This window comes from Bradyrhizobium sp. AUGA SZCCT0182 (genome assembly GCF_018130185.1).
In the GTDB taxonomy this organism is placed as follows: domain Bacteria; phylum Pseudomonadota; class Alphaproteobacteria; order Rhizobiales; family Xanthobacteraceae; genus Bradyrhizobium.
Genome location: NZ_JAFCLY010000003.1, coordinates 16128 through 39644 on the forward strand (window position 1 = coordinate 16128; position 23517 = coordinate 39644).

Annotated in this window: 20 protein-coding genes; 8 read left to right on the top strand and 12 right to left on the bottom strand. The window is 63.3% G+C overall.

What is annotated here, in order from left to right:
• Window positions 1-108: 108 nt before the first annotated feature.
• The 4 genes from JQ611_RS04645 to JQ611_RS04660 are packed head-to-tail and all read left to right on the top strand — an operon-like array spanning window position 109 to window position 5154.
• A complete protein-coding gene (locus tag JQ611_RS04645) occupies window positions 109-2694 on the top strand; it encodes an ATP-binding protein (protein ID WP_212464660.1) in 2586 nt (861 codons plus the stop codon).
• Window positions 2695-2754: 60 nt separating this feature from the next.
• Window positions 2755-3144, top strand: coding sequence for a response regulator (locus JQ611_RS04650; protein ID WP_212268458.1), 390 nt, complete (start codon window positions 2755-2757; stop codon window positions 3142-3144).
• A complete protein-coding gene (locus JQ611_RS04655) occupies window positions 3141-4391 on the top strand; it encodes an adenylate/guanylate cyclase domain-containing protein (protein ID WP_212464661.1) in 1251 nt (416 codons plus the stop codon). Before JQ611_RS04650 ends, JQ611_RS04655 begins: the two co-directional genes overlap by 4 nt.
• Before the next feature lie 19 nt (window positions 4392-4410).
• On the top strand, window positions 4411-5154 hold the full coding sequence (locus JQ611_RS04660; RefSeq protein ID WP_212464662.1) for a hypothetical protein: 744 nt from the start codon (window positions 4411-4413) through the stop codon (window positions 5152-5154).
• 141 nt (window positions 5155-5295) lie between these two features.
• Here the strand turns inward: JQ611_RS04660 and JQ611_RS04665 are convergent, their stop codons facing one another.
• The 12 genes from JQ611_RS04665 to JQ611_RS04720 form a co-directional block, all read right to left on the bottom strand.
• Window positions 5296-6183 carry an ABC transporter permease gene (locus JQ611_RS04665; RefSeq protein WP_212464663.1) on the bottom strand — a complete coding sequence of 296 codons (888 nt, stop codon included), beginning with the start codon at window positions 6181-6183 and terminating at the stop codon, window positions 5296-5298.
• Window positions 6184-6186: 3 nt separating this feature from the next.
• Window positions 6187-7128: an ABC transporter permease gene (locus JQ611_RS04670; RefSeq protein WP_192737237.1), complete on the bottom strand. Its 942-nt coding sequence runs from the start codon at window positions 7126-7128 to the stop codon at window positions 6187-6189.
• 148 nt (window positions 7129-7276) lie between these two features.
• Window positions 7277-8788 carry an ABC transporter substrate-binding protein gene (locus tag JQ611_RS04675; protein ID WP_212464664.1) on the bottom strand — a complete coding sequence of 504 codons (1512 nt, stop codon included), beginning with the start codon at window positions 8786-8788 and terminating at the stop codon, window positions 7277-7279.
• A gap of 17 nt (window positions 8789-8805) precedes the next feature.
• Complete coding sequence (locus tag JQ611_RS04680) at window positions 8806-9912, bottom strand: ABC transporter ATP-binding protein (protein ID WP_212464665.1); 1107 nt, start codon at window positions 9910-9912, stop codon at window positions 8806-8808.
• Window positions 9909-10961, bottom strand: coding sequence for an ABC transporter ATP-binding protein (locus JQ611_RS04685; protein WP_249132925.1), 1053 nt, complete (start codon window positions 10959-10961; stop codon window positions 9909-9911). Before JQ611_RS04685 ends, JQ611_RS04680 begins: the two co-directional genes overlap by 4 nt.
• Window positions 10958-11680, bottom strand: a complete 723-nt coding sequence (locus JQ611_RS04690; RefSeq protein WP_212268448.1) for a DUF1028 domain-containing protein — start codon at window positions 11678-11680, stop codon at window positions 10958-10960. The genes JQ611_RS04685 and JQ611_RS04690 overlap by 4 nt, the downstream gene beginning before the upstream one ends.
• A 28-nt stretch (window positions 11681-11708) precedes the next feature.
• Window positions 11709-13514, bottom strand: coding sequence for a gamma-glutamyltransferase family protein (locus tag JQ611_RS04695; RefSeq protein ID WP_212464666.1), 1806 nt, complete (start codon window positions 13512-13514; stop codon window positions 11709-11711).
• Window positions 13515-13602: 88 nt separating this feature from the next.
• Window positions 13603-14601, bottom strand: coding sequence for an ABC transporter ATP-binding protein (locus JQ611_RS04700; RefSeq protein ID WP_212268446.1), 999 nt, complete (start codon window positions 14599-14601; stop codon window positions 13603-13605).
• Window positions 14598-15596: an ABC transporter ATP-binding protein gene (locus tag JQ611_RS04705; RefSeq protein ID WP_212464667.1), complete on the bottom strand. Its 999-nt coding sequence runs from the start codon at window positions 15594-15596 to the stop codon at window positions 14598-14600. The genes JQ611_RS04700 and JQ611_RS04705 overlap by 4 nt, the downstream gene beginning before the upstream one ends.
• Window positions 15593-16564 (bottom strand): ABC transporter permease, encoded by a 972-nt coding sequence (locus tag JQ611_RS04710; protein ID WP_212268444.1) that lies wholly within the window; start codon window positions 16562-16564, stop codon window positions 15593-15595. The genes JQ611_RS04705 and JQ611_RS04710 overlap by 4 nt, the downstream gene beginning before the upstream one ends.
• 14 nt (window positions 16565-16578) lie before the next feature.
• Window positions 16579-17559 carry an ABC transporter permease gene (locus JQ611_RS04715; RefSeq protein WP_212268443.1) on the bottom strand — a complete coding sequence of 327 codons (981 nt, stop codon included), beginning with the start codon at window positions 17557-17559 and terminating at the stop codon, window positions 16579-16581.
• 105 nt (window positions 17560-17664) lie between these two features.
• Window positions 17665-19260 carry an ABC transporter substrate-binding protein gene (locus JQ611_RS04720; protein WP_212268442.1) on the bottom strand — a complete coding sequence of 532 codons (1596 nt, stop codon included), beginning with the start codon at window positions 19258-19260 and terminating at the stop codon, window positions 17665-17667.
• A gap of 194 nt (window positions 19261-19454) precedes the next feature.
• Between JQ611_RS04720 and JQ611_RS04725 the strand changes: the two genes are divergently transcribed.
• From JQ611_RS04725 to JQ611_RS04740, 4 genes are all read left to right on the top strand, one after another.
• Window positions 19455-20708 carry an FAD-binding oxidoreductase gene (locus JQ611_RS04725; protein WP_212464668.1) on the top strand — a complete coding sequence of 418 codons (1254 nt, stop codon included), beginning with the start codon at window positions 19455-19457 and terminating at the stop codon, window positions 20706-20708.
• A gap of 99 nt (window positions 20709-20807) precedes the next feature.
• Window positions 20808-21062, top strand: coding sequence for a DUF6489 family protein (locus JQ611_RS04730; protein WP_209843454.1), 255 nt, complete (start codon window positions 20808-20810; stop codon window positions 21060-21062).
• On the top strand, window positions 21062-21859 hold the full coding sequence (locus JQ611_RS04735) for a triacylglycerol lipase (protein WP_212268439.1): 798 nt from the start codon (window positions 21062-21064) through the stop codon (window positions 21857-21859). The genes JQ611_RS04730 and JQ611_RS04735 overlap by 1 nt, the downstream gene beginning before the upstream one ends.
• Before the next feature lie 102 nt (window positions 21860-21961).
• A complete protein-coding gene (locus JQ611_RS04740) occupies window positions 21962-23509 on the top strand; it encodes a wax ester/triacylglycerol synthase family O-acyltransferase (RefSeq protein ID WP_212464669.1) in 1548 nt (515 codons plus the stop codon).
• Window positions 23510-23517 lie beyond the last annotated feature (8 nt).

Sequence of the window (23517 nt, forward strand, 5' to 3'; positions counted from 1 at the left end):
ATAGGACGAAGACGGCGGCGGTCCTGATCGCCGCCGTTTCGTCATGAGCTCCGGCTTGCCGCGGTGCGGCAAGAGACAACCGCAAGGCTTCTTGATAGCTTGGCCGGGATGAGCATTTCCCTGCATCCCGGCACCCCAGAGGGGCGCACGCTGGCGGCTGCTTCGCCCGCGGAGAATGCTGTGCCCGCGCAGGGGGCGCCCGGGACCAAAACCCGCAACCGGCTGTTCACCAAATACGTCGCGCTGTTCGTCGCCGTGGTGGGCGTGGCGCTGCTTTCCAACGGGATTTTCGAGGTTTTCTTCTATTATCGGGAGCACAAAACCTCCCTGATCCGGATCCAGCACGAGCAGGCCGAAGCCGCCGCCGCCAAGATCGGCCAGTTCATCAAGGAAATCGAAAGCCAGCTGGGCTGGACTACCCAATTGCCCTGGTCGGCCGGATCGCTGCAGGATCGCCGGTTCGACGCGCTCCGCCTGCTGCGGCAGGTGCCGGCCATCACCGAGCTGTCGCAGATCGATTCCACCGGCAAGGAACGCCTGCGGGTGTCGCGGCTGGCGATGGATGTCGTCGACTCCGGCCTCGACCTTTCCAAAGACCCGAAATTCACGGAAGCCGTCGCCAACAAGGTGTTTTACGGGCCGGTGTATTTTCGCCGGGAGTCCGAGCCCTACATGACGCTATCGCTGGCCGGCACCCGCAAGGATGCCGGTGTCAGCATCGCCGAGGTCAATCTGAAGCTGATCTGGGACGTGGTCTCGCAGATCAAGGTCGGCGAGCGCGGCCACGCCTATGTCGTCGGCTCGGCGGGACGCCTGATTGCCCATCCAGACATCAGCCTGGTGCTGCGCAACACCGACATGTCGAAGCTGACGCAGGTGCAGGCCGCCGCCCGCACCGGCAGAACGAGCGAAGCCGTTGAATTGCAGGGCGCGCTGAACATCCAGGGGCAGGAGGTGCTGACGGCATCCGCGCCGATCGCCCCGCTGGGATGGACGATGTTCGTCGAACTGCCGGTCAACGAAGCCTACGCCTCGCTGTACCAGGCGTTGCAGCGGCTTGCCTTGCTGCTCGCGGCGGCATCGATCGTTGCGGTGCTCGCCGGAATTTTCCTGGCACGTCGCATGGTCGGCCCGATCCAGGCATTGCGAGCCGGCGCCGAACGCATCGGCGGCGGCGATTTCGCCCAGCGCATCAGCATCAAGACCGGCGACGAACTCGAAGGCCTCGCCAATCAGTTCAATGAAATGGGCGCAAGGCTGCAGGAATCCTATGCCGACCTGGAGAAGAAGGTCGAGACAAGGACTGCAGAACTGAGAGAAACGCTCGAACAGCAAACCGCGACATCGGAAGTATTGGAAGTCATCAGCTCATCTCCGGGCGAACTGGATCCGGTGTTCCAGAAGATGCTCGAAAACGCTACGCATATCTGCGGCGCGCATTTTGGCACGATGAATCAGTACGACGGGAACAGCTTCCGCAACGTTGCACTCTTCAATGTACCGCAAGCGTATGTCGCTCAGGCGGATGAGCCGATCTATCCGCACCCGAAGAGCGGTCTTGGCATGATTGTAAGAACGCATCAGGCGGTCCAAATCGAGGATCTTCGAACACAACAGCCCTATCTCGAAGGCCATCCAGCCGTTGTTGCGATGTCCGATCTTGCGGGGGCTCGAACCATTGTCATCGTTCCGCTGCTCAAGGAAAACGAGTTGATCGGCACGATCGCGATCTATCGCCAGGAGGTCCGGCCATTTACCGACAAGCAGATCGCGCTTGTCAGCAGCTTCGCCAACCAGGCCGTGATCGCCATCGAGAACACGCGGTTGCTCCGAGAATTGCGCGAACGTACCAAGGATCTGAGCGAGTCTCTCGACGAATTGCGCACCGCGCAGGACCGCCTGATACAGACCGAGAAACTGGCGTCCCTCGGCCAGCTCACCGCCGGGATCGCCCACGAAATCAAGAATCCACTCAATTTCGTCAACAATTTCTCGGCGCTGTCGTCTGAACTGATCGACGAGCTGAACGATGTGCTGAAGCCCGCCGCGCTCGACGACAAGACCCGCGAGGAGATCGATGAACTCACCCATATGCTGAAGGGAAATCTCGAAAAGGTCGTGCAGCACGGCAAGCGCGCCGACTCGATCGTCAAGAACATGCTGCTGCATTCGCGCGAGGGATCAGGCGAACTCCGCTCCGCCGACATCAATGCGATCATCGAGGAGAGCCTCAACCTCGCCTATCACGGCGCGCGGGCGGAAAAATCCGGATTCAACATCACGCTCAAGCGCGATTTCGATCCCGAGGCCGGCATGGTCGATCTCTATCCGCAGGAAATCACGCGGGTTTTCCTCAATCTGATCTCGAACGGTTTTTACGCCGCGACCAAGCGCAAGGAGACGGGCGAGGAGGGCTTTGAGCCTGTTCTGACGGCGACGACGAAAAACCTCGTCAACAAGGTGGAAATCCGGATTCGTGACAATGGAACGGGTATCCCCTTGGAAGTGAAGGAGAAAATGTTCAATCCCTTCTTCACGACGAAACCCGCGGGCGAGGGAACCGGGCTCGGATTATCGATGAGTCACGACATCGTGGTGAAACAGCACGGGGGCAAGATCGACGTACGGACCGAGCCTGATGTATTCACCGAATTCATTATTACGCTGCCGCGAAAAGGCGTAGCGCAGGCATGATCCCGAAAAGTGGAGACCGGTTTTCGGGTAAGATCATGCCCAATGATACTGGAGGCAAAATTGAGCGTTTACATCCTCGTCGTGGATGACGAGCCCGATGTCGAAACGCTGTTTCGGCAGCAGTTCCGGCGCGACCTCAAATCCGGTCGCTTTACGATGGAGTTCGCGCCGTCGGCGCCTGCGGCGCTGGAGCGTGCTGCGGAAGTGCGTGACCCGTCGCTGATCCTGATCCTGTCCGACATCAACATGCCCGGCATGAGCGGGCTTGAAATGCTGCCGAAGGTGCGCGCGGCGCGGCCTGATGTGCCCGTCATCATGATCACCGCCTATGGCGATGCCGAAACCCGCCGCAAGGCGATCGAGCGCGGCGCGATCGGCCTCTTGACCAAGCCGATCGATTTTGCGCTGCTGCGCCACGAGATCGATACCCGGCTCGGGCAAGCCGCATGACCGCAACGATCCTCGTCGTCGACGACGAGCCCGATCTCGAGGCACTGGTGCTGCAGAAATTCCGTCGCCAGATCCGCGACGGCATCGTAGCCTTTGTGTTCGCCCATGACGGGATCGAAGCGCTGGCCTCGATCGAGCAGAACCCGCATGTCGACATGGTGGTATCCGACATCAACATGCCGCGCATGGACGGGCTGTCGCTGCTCGCCAAGCTGCAGGAGGCCGAAGACAAGAAATCCACCATCATCGTGTCCGCCTATGGCGACATGAGCAACATCCGCACCGCGATGAATCGCGGCGCGTTCGATTTCCTGACCAAACCGATCGATTTCGGCGATCTGGAAATGACGATCGACAAGACCATCCGCCATGTCGAGATGATGCGCGAGGCGCGCCGCCGCCAGGCCGAGGCCGAGCGCGCACACGCCTCGCTGTCGCGCTATTTCTCGCCGCAGATTGCGAGCCGTCTTGCCGCCATCGGCGACAGCGACGGCATGGAGGTGCATTGGCGCGAGGTCGCGGCGATCTTCACCGACATCACCGGTTTCACCTCGCTGGTCGAAACCGCCGCGCCCGACGTGCTGGGTACGCTGCTCGGCGACTATGTGGGCGGCATGACCGACGTGGTGTTCGCGCATGAGGGGACGGTCGCCAAGATCATCGGCGATGCGATCCACGTTCTGTTCAACGCGCCGGGGGATCAGCCTGATTACGCCAGGCGCGCGATCGCCTGCGCCCACGATCTCGATCTCTGGGCGCAGGAGTTTCGCCTGCGCTGGAAGGAAAAGGGCGTGAATTTCGGGGCCACGCGCGTCGGCGTTCACGCCGGTCCCGCGCTGGTCGGCAATTTCGGCGGCAGCAGGTTTTTCGACTACACCGCCTATGGCGACACCATCAACACGGCGGCGCGGCTGGAGGCCGCCAACAAGTTCCTGGGCACGCGGATTTGCGTCAGCGCCGTGGTCGCTGATGGCGCCGGGGATTTCCGCGGCCGGCCGGTCGGCGACCTCGTGCTGCGCGGACGCAGCGAGCCGCTGCGCGCCTATGAGCCGTTGACGGCGGCAGCGTTTGAGAGCCCCGCGACGTCGCAATATTCCGAAGCCTTCACCAAGCTGGAGGCCGGTGACCCGGCGGCAATGCCGGCCTTTGCGGCGCTGGTCGGCGCGCATGCCGACGATGCGCTCGCCGGCTTTCATTTGAAGCGGCTGCTCAACGGCGCCAAGGGCGTCCGCATGCAATTGGAATAACAAGAAACGGAGAGCGGATATGACGACCGACTTTGTGGCAGGCAATTACCGGTTCATCCCGGCAGTGTTTCAGTATTCGGCCGGGGCTGCGGCCAACCCCGGTTTCGAAATCGAGCGGGTGCGGTTCGACAAACCGGTGGCGCTGGCCGAAGGCTTTGCCCGGATCGCCAAATACATTCAGGCCGCGGGCAGGCCGTTGACGTCATTCTGCGCCTGCGAGCTGCGTTCGCCGGCCGCCTTCACCGACGAGGGTTTCCGTAACTTCAACCTGCACTATGTCAAAACGCTCGCCGAATGGGAAATCTATGACGGCACCACCAACCCGGTGGCGCGCAGCAATGTTTGTCCCGAGATCGACCCGCCCGCCGAGCCGTCATTCTATGCCTTCTCGTTCACGCGTCCGAGCGCGAACACGACGCCGAGCTTCGTGATCGCAGGCAGCGGCGAATCGCTCGAAGGTGGTGCGACCTATGCCGAGCGCACCGTGCGTTACCGCGACCTCAGCCCCGACGGGTTGAAGGAGAAAGTCAGCTACGTGGTCGGCGCCATGGAAAAGCGCATGGCCGAGTTCGGCTTCGGCTGGAAGGATGCGACGGCGGCACAGACCTACACGATCCACGACTTCCATCCGGTGTTTGCCGAAGAGCTGGTCCGCCGCGGCGCCGCGCGTTCGGGCCTGACCTGGCATTTTGCAAGGCCCCCGGTGATCGACCTCGAATACGAGATGGATTGCCGGCGGGTGTTGCGGGAGATCGTGGTTTAACAATTCTCGTCATTGCCTGCGACAAACGCAAGGCGTTTGCGCATGGGAGCACAGCGACGAAGCAATCCATGCCTCCGCGTGGACAGATGGATTGCTTCGCTTCGCTCGCAATGACGGGGTTAGAGCCGCCGATCCTCAGTATCACCGCTCCCGTGGATCGAGCGCGTCGCGCAGGCCGTCGCCGACCAGGTTGAACGACAGCACCACCAGGAAAATCGCAAGGCCCGGCCAGATCGCCATCCAGGGCGCGTTGGTCAGGAAGCGCTGCGCGGCGTTGAGCATGCTGCCCCAGGACGGCGAGGGCGGCTGCTGGCCGAGGCCGAGGAATGACAGTGCGGCCTCCGCAATGATGGCGGCCGCGATCGACAGCGTCGCCTGCACCAGAAGCGCCGGCATGATGTTCGGCAGGATATGGAACAGCGCGATGCGCCAGCGCGGATTGCCCATCGCGCGCGCGGCCTCGACATAATCCTCGACCTTGACGCTCATGACCTGGCCGCGGGTCAGCCGCACGAAGATCGGCGTCGCCGAGATGCCGATCGCGATCATGGCATTGCCGAGGCTCGGTCCGAGAAACGCTGCCAGCGCAATGGCGAGGATCAGGAACGGGCAGGCCAGCATCGCATCGGTGATGCGGCTGATCAGGCCGTCGATAAAGCCGCCGCGATAGCCTGACAGTAAGCCGAGCGGCACGCCGATGCCGAGCGCAATCCCGACCGAGATCGCGCCGGCCATCAGCGAGGCCCGCGCGCCATAGACCACGCGGGCAAGGATATCGCGGCCGAGATCGTCGGTGCCGAACCAGTGCTGCCACGTCGGCGGCTTGCGCACCAGCGACCAACTGGTTGCGATCGGGTCATAGGGCACGATCAGCGGCGCGAACAGCGAGAGCACCACGAACAGCGCGATCACGACGAGGCCGACCACGGCGCCCTTGCGCTTGAACAGCCGCCGCAGCGCGCGCCGGGTCGGGCTCTCCAGTTCATCGGAGGCGACTTTTGAAAGGGTGCCGAGAGCGACGTCGGTCATGGGTTATGCCCTCAGCCGCGGGTTGACGAGGACATAGGCGATATCGGCGACGAGATTCAGCGTGATGTAGATCGTCGCCGTCGTCAGCACGACGCCTTGCACGACCGCGTAGTCACGGTTGAACACCGCGTCGACGATCAATTTTCCAAAACCCGGAATCGAAAAAATCTGCTCGGTCAGCACCGCGCCCGACAGCAGCGTGCCGAGTTCGAGCGCGCCGAGCGTGATCACCGGCGTCAGCGCGTTGCGCATGGCGTGCTTGAGGATCACAGAACGTTCGGAAAGGCCCTTCGCGCGGGCGGTGCGGACGTAGTCGCTTTCCAGCACCTGCAGCATGGCGCTGCGGGTGTGCCGCATCAGGATCGCGGCGATGGCGTTGCCGAGCACGAAGGCGGGCATGATGGTGGAGGCGAGGCTGGCGCGCCAGTTTTCCGACAGTGGCACATAGCCGGAGGCCGGAAGCCAGCCGAGCTCGATCGAGAACAGGAAGATCAGCATGATGCCGAGCCAGAAATTCGGCGTCGAGATGCCCCACAGCGCGAACAGGTTGGCGCCGTAGTCCCACGCCGTGCCTTTCTTGACGGCCGATACGATGCCGGCGGGAATTCCGATCAGGAAGGCGATCACGATCGCCATCGAGCCGAGCTGGATCGTCACCGGCAGTTTCTGCGCGATCAGGCTCAGCACCGGCACCTTGATGCGCAGCGACTCGCCGAAATCCCCCGACAGCACGCCCTTGACCCAATAGACGTACTGGATCGGGATCGGCTGATCGAGCCGGTACTGCGCGCGGATTTGCGCGATCACTTCGGGATCGCGCTCCTCGCCGGCCATAACAAGCGCGGGATCGCCGGGCAACAGATGCTGCAGCGAAAAGATCAGGACCGACACGAAGAACAGCGTCGGGATCAGCTGCAGGATACGCTGGCCGAGGAAGTTCAGCATGGTTTTCCCCGTGTCCCGGGCGCGGCGCAACATGCAATGTTGCGCTGCTGAACCGGGACCCAGGCTGGCCGCACGGTAGATCCCGGCTCTGCGGAGCAGCGTAATAACGCTGCACCGCGTCCGGGACACGTGAGCATGGGTCGGCCTCTCACTTCAGCGTCAACCCGGTCACGCGCACCAGCCCGTCCGGCATCTGCTTGTAGCCCTCGAGTTTTGTACTATGCGCAATCAGGATCTTGCGGTGATAGATGTAGAGCAGCGGCTTTTCCTCTAGCACGAGCTTGGCGAGCTTCTCATAGATGGCTTTGCGCTGCGCCTGATCCGTCACAAGACGGCCGTCGTCGAGCGCCTTGTCGGCTTCGGGATTGGACCAGGCGCTGTAGTTCTGCGGCGCGTTGGATTTCTGGAACACGTAGGAATTGCCGTCGGGGTCGATTCGTCCGCTCCAGGCCAGCATGAAAGCCTGGTATTCGCCTGATTCAGCCAGCTTCAGCGAGGTTGCGAATTCGGTGACCCTGATCTTCATGTCGAAGCCGGCTTCGGAGGCCATCGACTGGATCACCTGCGCCACCGCTTCGGTTTCCGCGCCCTTCGGCACCATGAAATCGACGCTGACGGGCGCCGTGACGCCGGCTTCCTTCAACAGCGCCTTGGCCTTGGCGATGTCACGGCCGCGGACCGGAAATGCCTTCTGGTAATAGGGATGGTCGGGATTGACCCATTGGTTGCCGGGCTTGAACTCGCCGTTGAACACCACCTGGTTGATGGCCTCGCGATCGAGCGACAGATCGAGCGCCTGGCGGACCTTTGCGGATTGGCTGAGCGGTCCCTTGGTCTTGTCCTTGCCGACGTTCAGCGTCACGCCCTGATAGCCGAGCTCGATGGCGCTGGATAATTTCAGCTTCGGGTCGCTCTGCACCGCCTTGATGTCGGTGGCGAGCAGGCGTTCGATCAGATCGAGGCCGCCGGATTTCAGGTTGGCGAGACGCACGGTGGCGTCGACCAGCGGCAGATAAACGATGCGGTCGATCTTGACCGCGTCCTTGTTCCAGTAATCGGCGAACTTCTCGAACACGATACGGTCCTGCTGCACGCGCTCGACGAACTTGTATGGCCCTGCACACACCGGCTTCAAGCCGAACTTGTCGCCTTCGGCCTTCGCGGCCTTTGGCGAAACCATCATGCCGGCGCGGTCGGTGAGCTGGGCGATCAGGGGCGAGAACGGCGTCTTCAACACCAGTTTGATGGTGAGGGGATCGATCACGTCGACACGGTCGAGCTGCGCCAGTTCCGGCTTGCGGAACGAGGTCGGCATGGTCAGATGGCGGTCGAGCGAGAATTTCGCGGCCTCGGCGTCCAGCGGCTCGCCGTCGTGGAATTTCACGCCCGGCCGCAGCTTGATGATGACCTCCTTGCCGTCGGCCGAGGTCTCATGCGACAGCGCGAGCTGCGGCACGATGTTGATCTTTTCGTCGATGTCGAACAGCTTGTCGCACAATGATGCGAACACGATGCGGCCGACATAGGTACGCCCGAGCGTCGGATCGAGAATGTCCGGGTCCTCGGCCAGGCCGATGCGCAGCGTGGTCTGGGCCTGAACACTCGCCTCGAACGACAGCAACAGAGCTGCCGCAGTTACCGCTAAACGCAAGATTTTCATCGCAACAATCCCCTTGATTACACTGCTGCCGGTCGTGTTCCTGATATATCAACCCCGTTACGGCCCGCACCTTCCGCCCGCCCAAAGGCGGCGACCAATTTTTCCAGCACCGGAGAAAAGCCGCCATCACTTGGAACGATGCTATCAGGCGCCGGCAGTTCCGCCATCCGATGGCAAGCGGTGGCGTGCCCCGTGCTGTCGGCCAAGAGTTGCGGCACGTCGGTGCGGCAGCGCTCGACCACGTAGGGGCAGCGGGTATGAAAGCGGCAGCCGGACGGCGGATCGAGCGCGCTCGGCATCTCGCCCTGCAGCACGATGCGGCTGCGTTTGGCCTGCGGCTTGGGTACGGGAATAGCTGACAACAGAGCCCGGCTATAGGGATGCCGCGGGGCGGCAAACAATGCCTGTGCGTCCGCGGTCTCGACGATGACGCCGAGATTCATCACCGCGACGCGGTCGGCGATGTGTTTTACGACGGCCAGATCGTGCGAGACGAAGATATAGGCGAGCCCAAGCCGGTTCTGCAAATCACGCAGCAGGTTCAGGATTTGCGAGCGGATCGAGACGTCGAGCGCCGATACCGGCTCGTCGCAGATGATCAGTTTCGGTTCCACCGCCAGCGCCCGTGCGATGGCGATGCGCTGGCGCTGGCCACCGGAAAATTCATGCGGATAGCGCCGCGCAAAGCGCGGCTCCAGCCCGACCAGCCGCAGCAATTCCTCGACCCGCTCGCGGCGGCGCGGCGCGGGCACCAGGTCGTGCAGCGCCAGCGGCTCGGTCAGGATCTGGCTGACGGTCATGCGCGGGTTGAGCGAGGCGTAAGGGTCCTGGAAGATGATCTGCGCGTCACGGCGGAAGTTGCGCAATGCATTGGCATCGAGCGCCAGCAGATCGCGGCCCTCGAAGCGAACGCTGCCGGCGTCCGGTTCGATCAGCCGCAGCACCAGCCGGCTCACGGTGGATTTGCCGCAGCCGGATTCGCCGACCAGCGCCAGCGTCTTGCCGGCCTCGACGCGGAAACTGACGCCGTCGACGGCCTTGACGAAGGCGGTGGCGCGGCCGAACACCGAACGTCCCGCGACGAAATGTTTTACGAGTCCTTCAACTTCGAGCAGCGCGGTCATGACACCAGCCGCTCCAGCGGCGCCCTGATGCAGCGCGAGGCGTGGCCGGGGCTGAGGGTCGCCAGCGGCGGCGCCGCCGCGACGCAGATGTCAGCGACAAAGGGACACCGCGCCGAGAAGCGGCAGCCGGGCGGCGGATTGGCCATGTTCGGCACCATGCCCTCGATGGTGGCGAGATGCGAGGCGCGGCGGTCGAGCCGCGGAATCGAGCCGAGCAGGCCGACGGTGTAGGGATGCTGCGGGTTGGCGAACAATTCATCGACCGGCGCGCGCTCGACGATCTCGCCGGCATACATCACGGCGACCTCGTCGCAGACCTCGGCGACCACGCCGAGATCGTGCGTGATCAGGATGATCGCCGCGCCGCTCGCGGCCTTCAGCTCGCGCATCAGATCGAGGATCTGCGCTTGAAGGGTAACGTCGAGCGCGGTGGTCGGCTCGTCCGCGATCAAGAGGCGGGGATCGCAGGCCAGCGCCATCGCGATCATCACGCGCTGGCGCATGCCGCCGGAGAGCTTGTGCGGATATTCGTCGATGCGCTTGTCGGGCGAGGGGATGTGCACGCGGCGCAGCAGTTCGATGGCGCGCTCGCGCGCCTGGCGCTTCGAGCCGCCGCGATGGCGCAGGATGGTCTCGATGATCTGGTCGCCGATGGTGAAGCTCGGATTGAGCGAGGTCATCGGCTCCTGGAAAATCATCGCCAGCCGGTTGCCGCGCAGGTCGCGGAGGGTCTCGTCGGGGACGTCGAGCAGATCAAAACCGTCGAAGCGGATCGAGCCGGACACTTCGGCCGAATGTTTCGACAAAAGTCCCATGATGGCCAGTGACGTCACGCTCTTGCCGCAGCCGGATTCGCCGACCAGTCCGAGTGTCGCGCCATTGGCCACGCTGAGATCGACTGCGTCGACCGCATGGGTGGCGCGGCCGTCGTCGCCATGAAACACGACGCGCAGGCCCTCGATCTCGATCAGCGGACTGGATTCTGGATTTGACGCGTTTTCTTGACGCGAACCGGTTTCCACTTCGCTGGAAAACGCTCTTGAGGTCATGCCTTGCCTGCGGTCGCCGCTTTGATGCTGGCCTCGATGCCGGCGTCGATGGTCGCGCGATCGGTGATTCCGGCCGGGTTTTTGCGCGTCGGCATGAATGCGCGGAAATGCACCCAGCGCTCGCGGCTCACTTCTTCCAGCCGCTCGAGCTCGCGCAGCGGATCGGTATGGTCGTCGACACGCAAATTGAGCTCGGACCATTCCTCCTCGCCATGGATCAGCAGCGCCGCGGACTGCTTGCCACGCTTGTCGCCGCCCGCCGCTTCGCCCGCATGCATCGCGGCGATCAGCCGGCGGGGAAAGGGCAGGCCAGCATTGGCGACATAGGCTTTTGCGGTGTCGTCGAGCACGGCGGCGCCGGCCAGCATGTTGCCCGCGATCGAGAAGCCGTCGCCCTGAATGTGTCCGCACCAGTCGACGCAATCGCGGCCGGTATGCGCGGCGATGCGGCCTTTCGCGTCCATGATGTGCAATTGCCGGCTTTCGCGGCCGTCGTCGGTGGCAACAAGGGTCTTGAGGATGTCGTCCGGCTCACGTCCCTGGCTCAACAGTTTCACGCCGTCGATGCCGTAATAGGGATTAACCAGCGCCTGGGTCGCGATGCCGCCGATGCCGGCCACGACATGCGGTACGCGCGCGCCGACTGCGAAGAATTTGGTCGCGACCGCGATGCCGAACTGGCCGGTTGCGGGATCGCGCGCGATGATCGACCAAGTCATCTCAAACCTTACAAGTCATCTGAAGCCCTTATCGTCCGGCCGCGTAGCCTTGCATGCCCCGGGGATTGGCGGCCGCACGGCGGCGGCGGCCGACCTTGGAGGCGGCGGTGAGGCGGCCTTCCGACCAGTCGGGGCCGACCTCGACGACATGGCCGCGGCTCTTCAAGGTATCGATAGTCGCCTTCGGCACGCGGTTTTCAACGACCAGCACGCCGGGCCGGGCGGTGCGCGGCCAGAACGAGATCGGGAAATGTTCGGAGTGCCATGCCGGCGCGTCGATCGCTTCCTGCAGGTTCAGATTGGCGTGGACATGGCGCAGGAAGAACTGCGTGGTCCATTGATCCTGCTGGTCGCCGCCGGGCGAACCCCAGGCCATGTACGGCTCGCCGTCGCGTAGCGCCATGGTCGGCGAGAGCGTGGTGCGCGGGCGCTTGCCCGGCGCCAGTGCCGCGGGATGGTCTTCCTCGAGCCAGAACATCTGGGCGCGGCTGCCGAGGCAGAAGCCGAGTTCGGGAATCACCGGCGAGGATTGCAGCCAGCCGCCGGACGGCGTCGCCGAGATCATGTTGCCGGCCTGGTCGATGATGTCGAAATGCACGGTGTCGCCGCGCACCTCGCCGAAGCGGCCGACGGTCGGCTCGCCGGCGCCCATGGCGCCAACCGCCTCGCGATGGCCTTCGGCGCGGCGCAGTTTAACGACCGACCCGAAACCTTCCACGGAGCCGGGGAGGAAATCGAGCGAGGCCTTGTCCCTCGAGATCAGCTTGCGGCGCTCGTCGTTATAGGCGTCCGACAGCAAGGTCGCGATCGGGATGTCGGTAAACTTTGGATCGCCGTAGAATTTCTCGCGGTCGGCGAAAGCGAGCTTGGCGCATTCGGTCTGCAGATGGATGAATTCGGGCCCGGCGGGATCGAGCCCGTCGAGTTCGAAGCCCTTCAACAGCGCGAGTTGCTGCAGCATGACAGGGCCCTGGCTCCAGACACCGGGCTTGCACACGGTGTAGCGGCCGTAATCATAGGTCAGCGGCGCCTCGACGGTCGGCTGCCAGCGCGCCATGTCGTCGGCACGGAGGACGCCGCGATGCGGCGAGCCGCTGACGTCCATGACGTCCTGCGTGCGGCAGAACTTATCGATCGCCTCCGCGACGAAGCCGTGCGACCAGGCCTTGCGCGCGGCTTCGATCTGCGCGACGCGATCGCCGCCGGCGCTCTCGGCTTCCTTCAGGATGCGGGCGTAGGTTTCCGAGAGCTGCTTGTTGGTGAAGAGCGTGCCGGGTTTTGGCACTTCATTGTTCGGCAGATAGACCGCGGCCGATGTCTTCCAGTGATTGCGGAACAGTTTTTCGACGATCTGGATCGTCGCCGCCGCGCGCTCCACCAACGGATAGCCGTCGCGGGCATAGGCGATTGCGGGTTCGAGCACGTCGCGCAGCCGCATCGTGCCGTAATCGCGGAGCAGCAACATCCAGGATTCGAACGTGCCGGGCACGCAGGCCGCGAGCAACCCGGTGCCGGGCACCATCTCCAGCCCCTCGCTGCGGTAATGCGCGATGGTGGCGCCCGCCGGTGCCGGGCCCTGGCCGCAGATCACTTCGGTGCGGCCGCGCTTGGTGTCATGCACGATGATGGGCACATCGCCGCCCGGGCCGTTCAGATGCGGCTCGACGATTTGCAGCGTGAAGGCGGTGGCAACGCCCGCATCGAACGCATTGCCGCCCTTTTCCAGGATGCCCATCCCGACTGCGGTGGCGATCCAGTGGGTCGAGGTCACGACGCCGAACGTGCCTTCGATTTCCGGCCTGGTCGTGAACGGATCGGGATTGATGTTGCTCATGGGAATCCGATGCTGCGCTGGTATTTGGTGCGCCACTTGACCACAGGCGAGGCCTGCTGCCAACCGTTTGGTTGACCCATCCCTGTGATCAGGCAGGCACGGCCTCGGCCGGCGAATTGACGGCGTGGCAGGCGACGCCGTTGATCAGTGCGGGCGCCTGCTGGCGGCAGAGATCGTAGACCAGCGGGCAGCGCGGGTTGAAGGCGCAGCCGGGCGGTGGGTTGATCGGATTGGGGATCTCGCCCTTGACCGGAATCCGCTGGCGGCCGGACATCGCGAGATCGGGAACCGCACCCAGCAGCATCTTGGTGTAGGGCATCCGTGGATTGCTGAAGAGTTCGCGCCCTTCCGCGATTTCGACGATGCGGCCGAGATACATCACGCCGATGCGGCTCGCCATATGCCGCACCACGGCAAGGTTATGGCTGATGAAGAGATAAGTCAGGCCGAACTTGTCCTGCAGGTCGCGCATCAGATTGAGGATCTGCGCCTGCACGGAGACATCAAGCGCCGAGGTCGGCTCGTCGCAGACGATGAATTCGGCTTCCGAGGCCAGCGCGCGGGCGATCGCGATGCGCTGGCGCTGCCCGCCGGAAAACTCATGCGGAAATTTCAGGCCGTCGTCGGCATGCAGGCCGACGAGACTCAGCAATTCACCGACGCGTGCGGCGATGTCGCGCTCGCCCGCGATCAGGTCGAAGGCGCGGATCGGCTCGGAGACGATGGCATCGACCCGGAAACGTGGATTGAGGCTCGCATAGGGATCCTGGAAAATCATCTGGATGCGGCGGCGCAGCTTCTGCCGTACCTGCGCCTGCCTTGCATCGGTCATCGAGACGCCGTCGATGACGACTTCGCCGGAGCTCGGCGGCAGCAATCCGACCACCATCCGTGCCACGGTGGTCTTGCCCGAACCGGATTCGCCGACGAGGGCAAAAGTCTCGCCCTTCTTGATGCCGAAGGTCACGCCGTCGACCGCCTTGAGGAATTCCAGGTGCCCGCCTTCAAGCACGCGGTTGAGCCACGGCTTTGAGACGTCGAACTCGCGGCGCAAATTCCTGACGTCGATGAAGGGTACCGCGCTCATGCCGCGGTCTCCTTGATCGCCGTCTTGGGCGCGGCATCATAGAGATGACAGGCCACGGCCTGCGTACCGTGCGCGATCGGCTCCGGACGCTCGACGCGGCAGCGGTCGAAGACGAAGCCGCAGCGCGGGTTGAACGAGCAGCCATTCGGGATCGCGGACAGCCGCGGCATCGAACCGGGTATCTGCACCAGCCGCTTGTCTTCGCCCGCCAGTGTCGGGATCGCGCCCATCAAGCCCTTGGCGTAGGGATGCAGCGGGTTCTGCACGACGTCCTGAACCGGGCCGATCTCGGCAATCCGGCCCGAATACATCACCGCGACGCGGTCGGACGTTTCGGCGATCACGCCCATGTCGTGCGTCACCAGCATCACGGCGGTGCCATGGTCGCGGCCAAGGCGTTTGATCAGCGAGATGATCTGCGCCTGCACGGAGACGTCGAGGGCCGTGGTCGGCTCGTCGGCGATGATCAGATCCGGTTCGGCGCAGATCGCAAGCGCGATCACGACGCGCTGGCGCATGCCGCCGGAGAATTCATGCGGATAGGCGTCGATGCGTTTTTCCGGCGCGGGAATTCCGACCTCCGCCAAGAGGTCGATGGCGCGCTTGCGCGCCGCGGTTTCCGAGAGATTGAGATGGGTCCGGATGGTTTCGACGATCTGGTCACCGATCTTGTAGAGCGGATTGAGGCTGGTGAGCGGATCCTGGAAGATCATCCCGATGCGTTTGCCGCGGATGCGGCGGATTTCTTCCGGCGGCAGATGATCGATCCGCATCCCCGACAGATAGATCTCGCCGCCCGAGATGCGTCCGGGCGGATCGATCAGGCCGATCACGGCAAGCCCCGTCACGGATTTTCCCGCGCCGGATTCGCCGACCACGCCGAGCACCTCGCCCTTGGCGATGTCGAAGGAGATACCGTTGATGGCGTGCAAGACGCTGCGGCGGGTGTGGAACTCCACCTCGAGGTTACGCACGGAAAGGACAGGGTTGGTCATCGGAGCTTCGGGTTGAGCGCGTCGCGCAGCCAGTCGCCGAGCAGATTGATGGACAGGATCAGTCCGGCCAGCGCAAAGCCGGGGAAGGCCACGATCCACCATTCGCCCGCAAACAGATAATTGTTGCCGATCCGGATCAACGTGCCCAGCGACGGCATGGTATCGGGCATCCCGGCGCCGAGGAATGACAGCGTGGCTTCCGTAATGACGGCGAGCGCCAGGTTGATGGTGGCGATCACCAGGATCGGACCCATCGTGTTCGGCAGCACGTGACGCAGCATGATGATGGGGGCGGGGAGCCCGATCAATTGGGCGGCGGCGACATAATCCTTGTTCTTCTCGACCATGACGGAGCCGCGCACGGTGCGGGCATACTGCACCCAGAAACTCAGTCCGATCGCGATCACCAGCACCACCAGCGTACTCATGGCGTCCAGCCGGTTGCCGAACACCGACTTGGCGACGCCGTTGACCAGGAGCGCGATCAGGATGGCCGGGAAGGTGAGCTGCACGTCGGCGATGCGCATGATCAGGCCATCGACCGCGCCGCCGACATAGCCAGCGATCAGCCCAAGCGTAATTCCGAGCGTGCCGGCGAAGACGACGCCGAGCACGCCGACGACGAGCGAGATCCGAAGCCCGTAGAGAATGGCCGAGAACACGTCGCGGCCCTGTTCGTCGGTACCGAGCAGGAACGGGCTTTGGCCGTCGGCGGTCCACAACGGCGAAATGCGCGAATTCATCAGCTGAAGCTGCGCCGGATCGAACGGGTTCTGAACCGAAAGGACCGAAGCGAAGATCGCCAGCAGGAAAAACAGGAGGGTAACGGTTGCCGCCACCATCGTCAGCTTGGAACGGCGGAACGAATAGAAGATGTCGCTGTCGAGCGCGCGTCTGAACCAGCCCGTGCCGGCGCGCGCAGGCGCTGCGCTCGGCTCGGCTCGGTGGGGAACGACGGCGTCGGACATTGATAATCCTTCTTTCAAGCCGGACGGCGGATGGTCGAGCGCAGCCGCGGATCGACGACGGTATAGAGGATGTCGACCACCAGGTTGATGGTGACGAAGATCAGCGACACCATCAAAAGGTAGGCCGCCATGATCGGGATATCGACGTTTTGCACTGCCTGCACGAACAGCAACCCCATGCCCGGCCACTGGAATACGGTCTCGGTGATGATGGCAAATGCAATAACCGAGCCAAATTGCAACCCGGCCACGGTGATGACGGGAACCAGCGTGTTCTTGAGCGCGTGGCCGAAATGGATCGCCCGCGTGGTCAGGCCGCGGGCACGCGCGAAGCGGATGTAATCGGTGCGCAGGACTTCCAGCATTTCAGCACGCACCAGCCGCATGATCAGGGTCAGCTGGAACAGGCCGAGCGTGATGGACGGCAGGATCAGCGCCTTGAGGCCGGAAAGAGTCAGGAGGCCCGTGGTCCACCAGCCCACCCGCACGACATCGCCGCGGCCGAACGAGGGCAGCCAGCCCAGCGTCACCGAGAACAGATAGATCAGCAAAATACCGATCAGGAAGGTCGGTAGCGAAATTCCGATCAGCGATACGGCCTGGAATATTTTGGCAAGCGCGCTGTCGCGTTTAAGCGCCGAATAAACCCCCATCAGGATGCCGAACACCATCGCGAAGATGGTGGCGCAGATCGCGAGTTCCAGCGTCGCCGGCATGCGCTCGGCGAGCAGGCTCGAGACCGGCTGGCGGAATTGATAGGAAACGCCGAATTTGAACTGGGCGGCATTGCCGAAATAACGCGCGAACTGCATCACCACGGGATCGTCGAGACCGAGCGACTTGCGCACCGCTTCGCGTTCGGCCGCAGACGTATCCAGTGAGACGATCTGGTTGACGGGGTCGCCGGCGAACCGGAACATCGAAAACGAGATGATCCCGACCGCAAGCATGACGCCGATGGCCTGGATCGCCCGGCGAAGAGTGAAAGCGAGCATGTGATCCTTTCACTTCTCTCTTTACGCTGTGGCGGACGCCACTGTCCGCCGGAAACGAAAAGTCCCGGGGCGTGAAGCCACCGGGACCTGGGTCGTTGGGCCTGCCTACGGTTCTTTGACCATCCAGTAGGGCAGGACCTGGTTGTCGGCGCGCTGCACCACTTTGAGTTTTTTCGACACGCCCCAGGCCAGGGCCTGCTGATGCAGCGGGATGTAGGCGTAATCCTTCGCCGCGATCTCGAACGCTTCCTTGATCAGCTGATCGCGCTTGGCAGGATCAGGTTCGACCAGCACCTTGTCGGTGATCTCGTCCATCTTCTTGTTGCAGTAGCCGGAAACGTTGGCTTCGCCGCGTGAGGATTTCGGGTCGTCGCGGCAGCCCATGATGTCATAGAGCACATTGTGCGAGTCCGACGTGCCGGGCGTCCAGCCGAGCAGATAGAACGATGACTGGTAGCCGCCGGGTTTCAGGATCTTGGCGAAATACTGCGCCTTGGGCTGCGCCAGCAGATCGACCTTGACGCCAATGCGCGCCAGCATGCCGACCACCGCCTGGCAGATCGCGGCGTCGTTGACATAGCGGTCGTTGGGGCAATCCATCGTGACCTGGAAACCGTCGGGATAGCCCGCTTCCGTCAAGAGCTTCTTGGCGCCGTCGGGATCGAATTTCGGGCGGGTAAAGTCCTTGGAAAGCGGAAACAGTTGCGGCGCAATCATCAGGGCCGAGGGCGTCGAGAGCCCACGCATCACGCGGGTCTTGATCAGTTCGATATCGATCGCCTTGAAGAAGGCTTCGCGGACCTTGATGTCCTTGAATGGATTCTTGCCCTTGATGTTCGAATACAGCAATTCGTCGCGGGCCTGGTCCATGCCGAGGAAGATGGTGCGCAGCTCAGGCCCCTTCATCACCTGGGTGGTCGGGGTGGAATCGACGCGGCCGATGTCCTGGGTCGGAACCGGCTCCATGATGTCGACTTCGCCCGACAGCAGGGCAGCGACGCGCGTGGCGTCGGACCCGATCGGCGTGAAGACGATTTCCTTGAGATTGTGCTCGGGCTTGCGCCACCAGTTCGGGTTCGCCTTGAACACGGTCTTGACGCCGGGTTGATGGCTCTCGACGGTGAAGGCGCCGGTGCCGTTGGCATTGAGCGAGGCGAAGCTCGGCGTCGTCGCTGCGGCCGGCGTCGGCGCCGTGGCGTTGTTCGCCTCGGCCCACTTCTTGTCCATGATGTACCAGGTATCCCACTGGTAGTGCAGAATGGGATTGGGCGAGGTCAGGATGAAATCGACGGTGTTGTCGTCAACCTTGACGACCTTTACGTCGGCGGCCACGCGGGCCTGTACGTTCGAACCCTTGGCGCGAGCGCGGTCGGCCGAGAACACCACGTCGTCGGCGGTGAAGGGGTCGCCGTTCTGGAACTTGACACCCTTGCGCAAATGAAAGCGCCAGCGGGTCGGCTCCGGGGTTTCCCAGCGTTCGGCCAGCCCCGGAATGATCTTGAGGTCCTTGTCGCGCGCAATCAAGCCTTCATAGACCTGCCCTAGATGCGCATGCGTGGTGCTTTCGTTCAGCGTATACGGATCCAGCGATTTGAGGTCGCCCTGGTTGGCGTAGCGCAGGGTCTGGGCCGATGCCGGCGCAACCGCAAAGCCGAGCATTGTAACCGTAGCCGCTGCAAGCAAACTCTGACGTAACGACATTTGTTCGATTTCCCCGCTTTGATCAGCCCAATTCCGCAATAACGGCGGATATTGCCGATCCATGTTGCCAAAGTCCAGCCGCCGCGCAAGCGCGATCTCGTTCAGCGAGCCGGTTTGCGCCGCGATGCGGCAACGACTAGCTTCACCTTAAGCTGAGCGCGAGACCGCGTTACATTAAACTTTCGGAGTGCCGGGTGGCGGAACTGAAGGCTGACGTTCTTGTGTTGGGGGCAGGCATGGTCGGCGTCGGCGCTGCCCTGCACCTGCAGAAAAAGGGCCGCGATACGGTCCTGATCGACCGGCACGAACTTGCCGGTGAGGAGACCAGCTATGGCAATGGCGGACTGATCGAATGCGCGTCGGTCTTTCCCTACATGTTTCCCCGCGATCTGCGCCAGATCCTGCAATATGCGACCAACCGTACGCCGCAGTTGCGTTATCATTTCGCCGATCTGCCGTCCTTCCTGCCCTGGCTGATGCGTTATTTCCTGGCGTCTTCGCCGGAGCGTGCGCTGCACAGTGCAATGGCCGAACTGCCGCTGATCCAGCGCAGCCTGGTCGAGCATGAGGCGTTGATCGCGGAAGCCGATGTGCCGGAGCTGTTGCGCCGGACCGGCTGGATCAAGCTTTATCGTTCCGATGCGACGCTGGCGAAAGCGGTGAAGGAACTCGAACGCGCCAAGCAATATGGCGTCGCGGGCGACATCCTCGACGCATCTGCTATCGCGGCGCGCGAGCCGAATTTGACCGGCGATTTCGCCGGCGCGGTGCATTTTCCCGATCCCGGTTTTGTCCCCGATCCCGGCGGCCTCACCAAGGCCTATGCGGCGCTGTTCGGCCGCAAGGGCGGCCGGTTCCTGGTCGGCGATGCGCGAACGCTCGAACAATCCGGTGCGCGCTGGCGCGTCGCAACCCAGAAAGGCTCAATCACCGCGCGCGAAGTGGTCGTCGCGATGGGGCCGTGGTCCGATCAGATCTTCGCCCCGCTCGGCTATTCGATCCCGCTCAACGTCAAGCGCGGCTATCACATCCATCTGGCGCCGCGCGGCAACGCCGTGCTCAATCATCCCGTGCTGGACACCGATCAGGGCTTTCTGCTGGCGCCGATGAACCGCGGCATTCGCCTGACCACCGGCGCCGAGATGGCCCGCCGCGATGCGCCGCCGACCCCGGTCCAGGTCGAACGGGCCATGCCAAAGGCGCATAAGTTGTTTCCCCTGGGGGAGCCGGTCGACGCCCAGCCATGGAAGGGGGCGCGGCCCTGTTTGCCGGATATGCTGCCGGTGATCGGGAAGGCGCCCCGCCATCCCGGTTTGTGGTTCGATTTCGGCCACCAGCACCACGGCTTGACGCTCGGACCCGCAACCGGCCGGCTGCTGGCGGGAATGATGACCGGCGAGACCCCGTTTGCCGATACTACCCCTTTTGCTGTCGAACGTTTTGGTTGACCATAGGGGGCGAATGGGGGCCCCGGAAGGCGGTCTTGTCCTTGCGTGACTCAGCCAGTCACGGTGATACTGCGGCAAGCCATTAATGAAGGAGCGGCCATGAAGGTAAACGTCGAAATTGATTGCACGCCGCTCGAGGCCCGGCAGTTTTTCGGACTTCCGGACGTTCAGCCGATGCAGACCGCGGTCATGGACAAGTTGCAGCAGCAGATGATGGCCAACATCGACAAGGTCTCGCCGGAATCGCTGATGCAGTCCTGGTTCACGTTCGACCCCAAGATCGCTGAACGCTTTCAGGACATGTTCGTGACCATGGCCGGTCTCGGCGGCATGGCCAAGAAGGACAAGAAATAGTGGCCGTCGCGGAGGACTCGCCGGCGGCAGAACGCAAGCTTCGTCCGCCGAGCCTGTTCCTGATGCTCGCCGAAGCCAGAAGCGTGTTCGAACTGAATTCGAGTCTGCTGCTGTCGCCGCTGTTGATGCGCGCCCCGAAGGGCGACGGTCATCCGGTGCTGACGCTGCCGGGATTTCTCGCCAGCGACCTGTCGATGGCGCCGATGCGGCGCTACCTGAAAGAGCTCGGCTACGACACCTATGCCTGGAACATGGGCCGGAATTTCGGCGGCGTCGCCAGCAAGCGCGGTGCGTTACGCGACCTCGTCAGGCGAATCCACGAGACCGCGGGACGAAAGGTCAGCATCATTGGCTGGAGTCTCGGCGGCATCTACGCACGCGATCTCGCGCTGCAACTGCCGGACCTGGTGCGATCGGTGATCACGCTCGGCAGCCCGTTCGCCAACGACATCACCGCGACCAATGCGACGCGACTGTACGAAGCGCTGTCGGGGGAAGGCATCAACGACAATCCAGAGATCCGGGAAGCGATCGCCGGCGACCTGCCGGTGCCCGCGACCTCGATCTATTCCCGCACCGATGGCATCGTGAACTGGCGTACCAGCCTGCTGCGCCCCTCCAGCAAGGCCGAAAATATCGAGGTGCATCTCGCAAGCCATATCGGCCTTGGCGTCAACCCGGCCGCCTTGTGGGCGGTCGCCGACCGCCTGGCGCAGCCGGAAGGCGAATTTAAGCAATTTGACCGATCGGGGCCGTTTGCCATTGCATATGGGGCCCCGGAAAATGCACTATCCTGACCAATGTCGTTGAAGACCGGGGACACCCAACCCCCGTCTTCAGGACCATCTGAACGCCAGAAGCGCCATCAAGGCGTCGCGTGATCTCTGCGGGAGGAAAAAATGACTGACGCCAAGAAACTGTCCTCGATGGACGCGTCGTTTCTGTATCTGGAAACGCCGGAAATGCCGATGCATGTCGGAAGCATGGCGATCTTCCGCCTGCCCGAGAATTACAACGGCAACTTCTTCGAAGAGTTCAAGGCGATGATCGGCTCGCGGCTGCATCTTGCGCCGATCCTGAAAGCGCGCCTGGAAAAGGCGCCGCTCGACATCGATCATCCGTCCTGGATCGAGGACGACCAGTTCGACATCGACCGCCACATTTTCCGCGGCAGCCTGCCGGCCCCCTACGACCGCGCGACGCTGGAGCGCATCGTCGGCTGGATGCATGCCAAGCTGCTCAACCGCGCCCGCCCACTCTGGGAGTTCTATGTCTTCGAGGGCATGAAGGACAACGAGATCGGGCTTTATTCCAAGATGCACCACGCCTGCATCGACGGCGGCGCCGGTGCGGCGCTGACCAACATGATCTACGATCTGACGCCGGTGCCGCGCCAGGTCGAGCCGCCGACCGCGCGCAGAGTCGCGCAGGAGCCGCGCGATATCGCCGCCAATTTGATCGATTCCTATCAGCAGCTCTGGCGCCAGCCGTTCGATTCCTCCACCGCGCCGAAGAGCCTGGAATTGCCGCGTTCGGGCAAGAGCGATCTCGGATCGATCCTGTTCGACAACGCCATGTTCCAGATCGAGAGCGCGGTGAAATTCGCCGCCAGCGTGCCGACGATGCTCAAGAGCGTTTCCGAAGTGGTCGGCAAGATTTCCGATCCGAAGTCGCGCGACAGCATCGCCAGCATGGTTTCGCCGCCGACCATCCTGAACAAGGCGATCTCGTCGGAGCGCAGCTTTGCCGGCACCTCGATCTCGCTGTCGCGGGCCAAGGCGGTGGCGAAAGCCTCCGGCGGCAAGCTCAACGACGTCGTGCTGGCGCTCTCTTCCGGCGTGGTGCGGCGCTATCTCCTGCAGCAGGGCGCGCTGCCGACCAAGTCGCTGACGGCGGCGGTGCCGATTTCGCTGCGCGAGGAAGGCAACACCGAGGCCAACAACCAGGTGTTCGGCATGATCTGCTCGATCGCCACCAACGTCGAAGATCCCAAGGGGCGGCTGGAGGCGATCATCGCGCAATCCACCAAGTCCAAGGAAATGTCGCACCCGCTGCGGGCCCTGATGCCGCAGGTGTCCAACATCTCGATGCTGGGCGCGCCGATCGTGGTGCAGATCCTGGCGCTGCTCTACAGCCGTTCCGACCTCTCGAACGTGCTGCCGCCGGCGGCGAACATCACCGTGTCCAACGTGCCGGGGCCGCGGCAGACGCTCTATGCGGCCGGCGCGGAGTTGCTGCACATCTTCCCGGTGTCGATCTCGACCCACGGGCTGGCGCTCAACATCACCGTGCAGAGCTATCGCGACCAGCTCGATTTCGGCTTCATCGCCGGCGCCAATATCATCCCGCATGTCCAGGTCTTGTGCGACATGCTTCCGCTGGAATTTGAAGCGCTGGAGGCGGCCTATGCGCCGCCGCCGTCCAAGATGACCAGCGCGGCTGAATAGGGTTTTGC